Annotated in this window: 4 protein-coding genes; 2 read left to right on the forward strand and 2 right to left on the reverse strand. The window is 68.7% G+C overall.

All coding sequences use genetic code 11. The annotated features are described in order from the left end of the window. Positions 1-85: 85 nt before the first annotated feature. Both ACYP33_RS24490 and ACYP33_RS24495 read right to left on the reverse strand, forming a co-directional pair. Positions 86-1390 carry a Glu/Leu/Phe/Val family dehydrogenase gene (locus ACYP33_RS24490; protein WP_414450348.1) on the reverse strand — a complete coding sequence of 435 codons (1305 nt, stop codon included), beginning with the start codon at positions 1388-1390 and terminating at the stop codon, positions 86-88. A 212-nt stretch (positions 1391-1602) separates the two neighbouring features. Further along, positions 1603-2559 carry a LysR family transcriptional regulator gene (locus ACYP33_RS24495; RefSeq protein ID WP_414443919.1) on the reverse strand — a complete coding sequence of 319 codons (957 nt, stop codon included), beginning with the start codon at positions 2557-2559 and terminating at the stop codon, positions 1603-1605. Between the two features lie 323 nt (positions 2560-2882). Here ACYP33_RS24495 and ACYP33_RS24500 point away from each other — a divergent pair, with 323 nt between their 5' ends. Then, positions 2883-4274 carry an MFS transporter gene (locus ACYP33_RS24500; protein ID WP_414443918.1) on the forward strand — a complete coding sequence of 464 codons (1392 nt, stop codon included), beginning with the start codon at positions 2883-2885 and terminating at the stop codon, positions 4272-4274. Positions 4275-4742: 468 nt separating this feature from the next. Beyond that, complete coding sequence (gene purB / locus ACYP33_RS24505) at positions 4743-6131, forward strand: adenylosuccinate lyase (RefSeq protein ID WP_414450350.1); 1389 nt, start codon at positions 4743-4745, stop codon at positions 6129-6131. Positions 6132-6196: the final 65 nt, after the last annotated feature.

The following is a 6196-nucleotide window of genomic DNA, read 5'->3' on the forward strand; positions in this document are numbered from 1 at the left end:
GCGCCGGATTCGGCGCTGCCCGCTTCGAGAAGGTGCCTCGGCGGGTAGCCGCGGCACCGGGTGGATCGTCGCCCGAAGGCGTCGATCAGGGGTAGAGACCGCGCATTTCGCGCGCTTGCAGGATGCGTTTGCACGCCACGATGAAGGCGGCCGTACGCACCGTCACGCCGTGCTCTTCCGACACCGCCCAGACGCCGCCGAACGCTTCGCGCATGATGCGTTCGAGACGCAGGTTGATCTCGTCCTCGGTCCAGAAGAAGCTCGAGAAATCCTGCACCCATTCGAAGTACGACACGGTCACGCCGCCGGCGTTGGCGATCACGTCGGGGATCACCAGCGTGCCGTTGGCCGCCAGGATGTCGTCGGCCGCCGTGGTGGTCGGGCCGTTCGCGCCTTCCACGACGATCTTCGTGCGGATCTTGCCGGCGTTCTTCTCGGTGATCTGGTTTTCCAGCGCGGCCGGGATCAGGATTTCGGTTTCGATGGTCCAGAACTCGTCGTTCGGAATCGATTCGGCGCCTTCGAAACCCGCCACGCCGCCGGTACGCGCCACGTGATCGAGCAGCTTGTACGCGTCGAGGCCGGCCGGCTGATAGATCGTGCCGGTGTGATCCTGCACCGTGATGACCTTCGCGCCCGCTTCCTGGAACAGCCGGCCGGCGATCCCGCCGACGTTGCCGAAGCCCTGCACGGCGATGCGCGCGCCTTCGATGGCGACGCCCTTCTTCTTGGCCGCTTCGCAGCCGACCACGAACACGCCGCGGCCGGTCGCTTCACGACGGCCGAGCGAGCCGCCCAGCGTGATCGGCTTGCCGGTCACGACGCCGGTGGCGGTTTGGCCCTGGTTCATCGAGTAGGTGTCCATCATCCACGCCATCACCTGTTCGTTGGTGTTGACGTCGGGCGCCGGAATGTCCGTGTTCGGCCCGATGATGATGCCGATCTCGCTGGTGTAGCGGCGCGTCATGCGTTCGAGTTCGCCGCGCGAGAGCTTGCGCGGGTCGACGCGGATGCCGCCCTTCGCACCGCCGTACGGCACGTTGACGGCCGCGTTCTTGACCGACATCCACGCCGACAGCGCCATCACTTCCGACAGCGTCACGTCCTGGTGATAACGGATGCCGCCCTTGCCCGGGCCGCGCGACACGTTGTGCTGCACGCGATAGCCCTCGAAGTGGGCCACCGTGCCGTTATCGAGTTCGATCGGCACGTCGACGATCAGGATGCGCTTCGGGCGCTTCAGCGTTTCGAGCCAGCGCGACAGCGAGCCGAGGTACGGCGCGACGCGATCGACCTGCTGCAGGTAGTTGCCCCACGGACCCAACGCCTCGGCGTTCAGGTAGGACGGCACGGATTGCACGGGGGACGGGGACTGCGGTTGCGAAGACATGGATTCTCCAACGGTCAGCGAATGACGCCATTGTCGAAAAACGCATTTTCGAAATCCAATGCCGTTTGCTTATTCGATTATGCGTTTTTTGCATGATCGCGCTATTGCTGGGCAAAGCGCGTGTTCCCGGCATGAACGCCAGCAATCCGCATGCCTTCGAACCGGCGCGCGCGGGCGGTGCGCGCCGAGTAACCTCACCGGCCGCGCGGGATTCAGCGCGCGCGCTGCGCGAGCTCCTCGCTCACGGCGTCCCACAGCGCGCGCACCAGCGCGTGGCGGGCATCGTCGCCTTGCGCGGCGAGCTTGTCGCGATAGAGCCGGATCTCCATGTTCAGCGTGAACGGCTGCGCGGCGCCGGCGCGGGCCGGCCGGTCGAGCCGGATCAGCGCGCCGCCCGCCACGGCATCCTCCACCGCGCTGTGCGGCAGGAATGCCACGCCGTGCCCGGCCAGCGCCATCGCCTTCAGCCCTTCGGCCATGTCCGTTTCATAAACACGATCGAGATACAGCGGCTCGCGCGCATTGGCGATGATCACCTCGGTCATCCGGCCCAGATAGGCGTTCGGCGTGTAGGAGAGGTACGGCACCGGCGCGTCGGCGTCGCCGGGCAGCGTGTAGCGCGGCCGCCCGGCGCGCAGCGGCGCCGAGAACGGGCTGATCGGCTCCATGCCGAGCGTGAGCATGTCGTAGCGCGCCGGGTCGAGCGCGACCGGATGGCTCGGATGGTGATAACCCATCACCAGGTCGCAGCCGCCTTCCACCAGCGACAGCACCGCATCGTGCACGTTCAGCGCGCGCAACCGCGTATGCACCGGCCCGAGCTTGGCCTCGATGCGCTGCAGCCAGAACGGGAAATAGGTCAGCGAGAGCGTGTGCGGCACCGCGAACTCGATGGTCGGCACCGGCGCCACGGCGTGCCCGCGCAGCAGCGTGCGCGCCTCGTGCGCCTGCGACAGCATGGTCAGCGCCTGTTCGAGAAACACCTGGCCGGCCTGCGTGAGCCGCGTGGGATAGACGGAACGGTCGATCAGTTCGGTGCCGAGCCAGGCTTCGAGCGCCTGGATGCGCCGCGAGAACGCCGGCTGCGAGACGTGCCGCAGCTCCGCCGACCGGCTGAAGCTGCGCGTCTCCGCGAGCGAGACGAAGTCTTCCAGCCATTTCAGTTCCATGCGGACCTTGCTGCGCGACGAGTGTGGAGCCCGCATTGTAGCCGCGCACCGAAGCGATCCGGCTGCACTGGTGCGGTGCCGCACGCGCGCCAGGTTCGCGCAACCGCCAAGCGGGCATGGTGCGCGAAGCGGGCACCGCAACGGCCGCGTGTCGCCGGCCCGCCGCGTCGTCCGGACCGGAATCCGCCCCCCGCGCGCGATCCTGCACCCGCCCCCGAAACATGCACGCCAATGGCATGAAGCTTGCGGATAGCGAGCTCGGGCAGCGGCGTCCGGTTTCGCCGATCCGCCCATCGACCGACCGCCCATTTCAGAGGCCCCCGATGACGACTTCCCTCCGCGCTTCGCTCGCGAGCGGCAACTGGCGCTCCCTGCTGGCCTGCTTCCTGTATTTCGACACGGGCTTCACGGTCTGGGTGCTGTACGGCCCGCTCGCGCCGTTCATCGGCAAGGACCTCACGATGACGGCGGCCCAGCAGGGCTTCCTGGTCGCGGTGCCGGTGCTGGCGGCGGCGATCCTGCGCGTCACGCTCGGCAACCTCTATCAGTCGACCGACGGCCGCCGCATCGCGCTGATGGGCGTGCTGCTGTCGGCGATCCCGGCCGTGGTGCTGCCGTTCGTGCCGGGCGCGCCGTCCTACACGCTGCTGCTGGTGCTCGGCGTGTTCCTCGGCATCGGCGGCGCGAGCTTCGCGGTGGCGCTGCCGATGGCGGGCAGCAGCTATCCGCCGAAGGTGCAGGGGCTGGTGCTCGGGCTGGCCGCGGCCGGCAACATCGGCGCGGTGCTCGACGGTTTCCTGTTCCCGCATCTGGCCGCCGCGCTCGGCTGGAAGATGTCGACCGCCGCCGCGCTGCCGCTGCTGGCGATCGCCGGCTTCGCGCTGTTCGCGTGGGCCGAGGATCGCGGCGAGAAAAGCGGCAGCACGCCGCGCGCGCTCGCGGCGTTCGCGATCTCGCTGGCCGGCCTGCTGGCGCTGGTGCTGGCGGTTCACGCCGGGCTGTTCGGCGCGGGCAAGACGGGCGTGCTGCTGTTGCCGGTGCTCGGCGCGCTGCTGGCGATCCTGGTGCTGCCCGCGCATTACCGCAAGGTGCTGGCCGAACGCGATACGTGGGTCGTGATGCTGGTCTACAGCATCACGTTCGGCGGCTTCGTCGGCATGTCCTCGTACGTCACGCTGCTGCTGACCAACCTCTATCAGATGCCGAAGATCGAAGCGGGCCTGTTCATGTCGCTGCTGGCGTTCCTCGGCGCGATCGTGCGGCCGTTCGGCGGCTATCTGGCCGACCGCGTGACGGGCGTGCGCGCGCTGATCGTGCTGCTGGCCGCGATCGCGGCGGCCGATTTCGCGTTCGCCGCCTGGATGCCGCCGCTCGCGGGCGGCATCGCGCTGCTGGTGTGCCTGTATCTGGCCTTCGGGCTCGGCAACGGCTCGACGTTCCAGCTCGTGCCGCACCGCTGGCGCGGCCGCACCGGGCTGCTGTCGGGGATCGTCGGCGCGGCCGGCGGCATCGGCGGCTTCTATCTGCCCGTCATCATGGGCATCGCCAAGGAAAGCACCGGCAGCTACCAGCTCGGCTTCGCGACGTTCGGCGCGCTGGCCACCGTCGCCTGCGGGCTGGTGGTGATGCTGCGCACGCAATGGCTCGGCTGGGCCAGCACGGCGTCGAGCGGTGCAGCCGGCGGCGCGCTGCATACGGCGCACGCGACCGAGTAGGCCTCGCCGGGGAAGGCGGCCGGCCGGGGCAGCGTGGACACCAACCCGCCAAGACCGAGCCATAAGCCGGCCGCCGCCCAACTGACACCCGGCCGCGGCCGAGCCACAACCCGGCCGTCTCCCGACTGCCACCCGGCTGGGACCGAGCCACAATCCGGCCGCCTTCCAACTGCCACCCGGCCGCAACCGAGTCACAACCCGGCCGCCTTCCAACTGCCACCCGGCTCCAACCGAGCCACAACCCGGACGCCTTCCAACTGCCACCCGGCTCCAACCGAGCCACAACCCGGACGCCTTCCAACTGCCGCCCGGCTCCGACCAAGCCACAATCCGGCCACCTTCCCCACGCCAACAACCGCCCCCGCCCGCCCCCTCCGCCGGCGGCCCGCATCATGCGCCGCCGGACCCGCCCCCCGCCGATGGTAAAATTCCGGGTTACCTTCTCCACGCCCGACCGGCCGCCCCATCATGTCCGACACCCGCCCCGACACCCTTTTCGCCCTCACCGCGCTGTCGCCGCTCGACGGCCGCTACGCCAGCAAGACGGAAGCCCTGCGCGACTGGCTCTCCGAAGCGGCGTTCATGCGCCATCGCGTGACCGTCGAGGTCCATTGGCTGATCGCGCTGTCGCGCGCCGGTTTCGCCGAAGTGCCGCGCTTCTCGGAAGCGTCCGAGCAATTCCTGCTGCAACTGGTCGAGCGCTTCACGGCCCACGACGCGGCGCGCATCAAGGATATCGAGCGCGTCACGAACCATGACGTGAAGGCCGTCGAATACTGGCTCAAGGAATCGGTCAAGGGCCAGCCGGAGCTGGAGCGCGCCAGCGAATTCATCCACTTCGCCTGCACCTCGGAAGACATCAACAACACCTCGCACGGCATGATGCTCGCCGGCGCGCGCGACAACGTGATCGTCCCGGCGCTGCGCACCGTGCATCAGCGCCTCGTCGCGCTCGCGCACGCCCAGGCCGAACAGCCGATGCTGTCGCGCACCCACGGCCAGCCGGCCAGCCCGACCACGCTCGGCAAGGAAATCGCCAACGTCGCCGCCCGCCTGGCGCGCGCCATCGATCGCATCGCCAAGGTCGAGCTGCTCGGCAAGATGAACGGCGCGGTCGGCAACTTCAACGCGCACCTGTCGGCCTACCCGACGTTCGACTGGGAAGCGTTCTCGAAGGACGTGGTCGAAAACCGCCTGAAGCTCGGCTTCAACCCGTACACGATCCAGATCGAACCGCACGACTACATGGCCGAGCTGTTCGACGCCGTGGCGCGCGCCAACACGATCCTGCTCGACCTCGACCGAGACGTGTGGGGCTACATCGCGCTCGGCTACTTCAAGCAGCGCACCAAGGCCGGCGAAATCGGCTCGTCGACCATGCCGCACAAGGTCAACCCGATCGATTTCGAGAACTCGGAAGGCAACCTGGGCCTGGCCAACGCCACGCTGCGCCATCTGTCCGAGAAGCTGCCGGTGTCGCGCTGGCAGCGCGACCTGACCGATTCGACGGTGCTGCGCAACATCGGCGTCGCGTTCGGCTACTCGCTGCTCGCCTACGACGCGCTGACGCGCGGCCTCGACAAGCTCGAAGTGAACCCGTCGCGCCTGAACGAAGATCTCGACAACTGCTGGGAAGTGCTGGCCGAGCCGGTGCAGACGGTCATGCGCCGCTACGGCATCGAGAACCCGTACGAGCAACTGAAGGAACTGACGCGCGGCAAGGGCATCACGCGCGAGGCGCTGCAGGAATTCGTCGGCGGCCTGGCGATCCCGCAAGACGCCAAGGACCTGCTGCTGGCCATGACGCCCGGCTCGTACATCGGCAAGGCCGTCGAACTGGCCAAGCGCATCGCGTAACACCGGCGCGGGCCGCCGTCGCCGGCCGGGCCGCACGCCGTTCGCGCCAAACAGAAAAGCGGCCG

This window comes from Burkholderia sp. 3C (assembly GCF_054589155.1).

What these genes read in the sequence shown, in the direction of transcription:
- ACYP33_RS24490 (WP_414450348.1), bottom strand. Translation starts at nt 1,390, where the DNA reads ATGTCTTCGCAACCGCAGTCCCCGTCCCCCGTGCAATCCGTGCCGTCC.
- ACYP33_RS24495 (WP_414443919.1), bottom strand. Translation starts at nt 2,559, where the DNA reads ATGGAACTGAAATGGCTGGAAGACTTCGTCTCGCTCGCGGAGACGCGC.
- ACYP33_RS24500 (WP_414443918.1), top strand. Translation starts at nt 2,883, where the DNA reads ATGACGACTTCCCTCCGCGCTTCGCTCGCGAGCGGCAACTGGCGCTCC.
- purB (WP_414450350.1), top strand. Translation starts at nt 4,743, where the DNA reads ATGTCCGACACCCGCCCCGACACCCTTTTCGCCCTCACCGCGCTGTCG.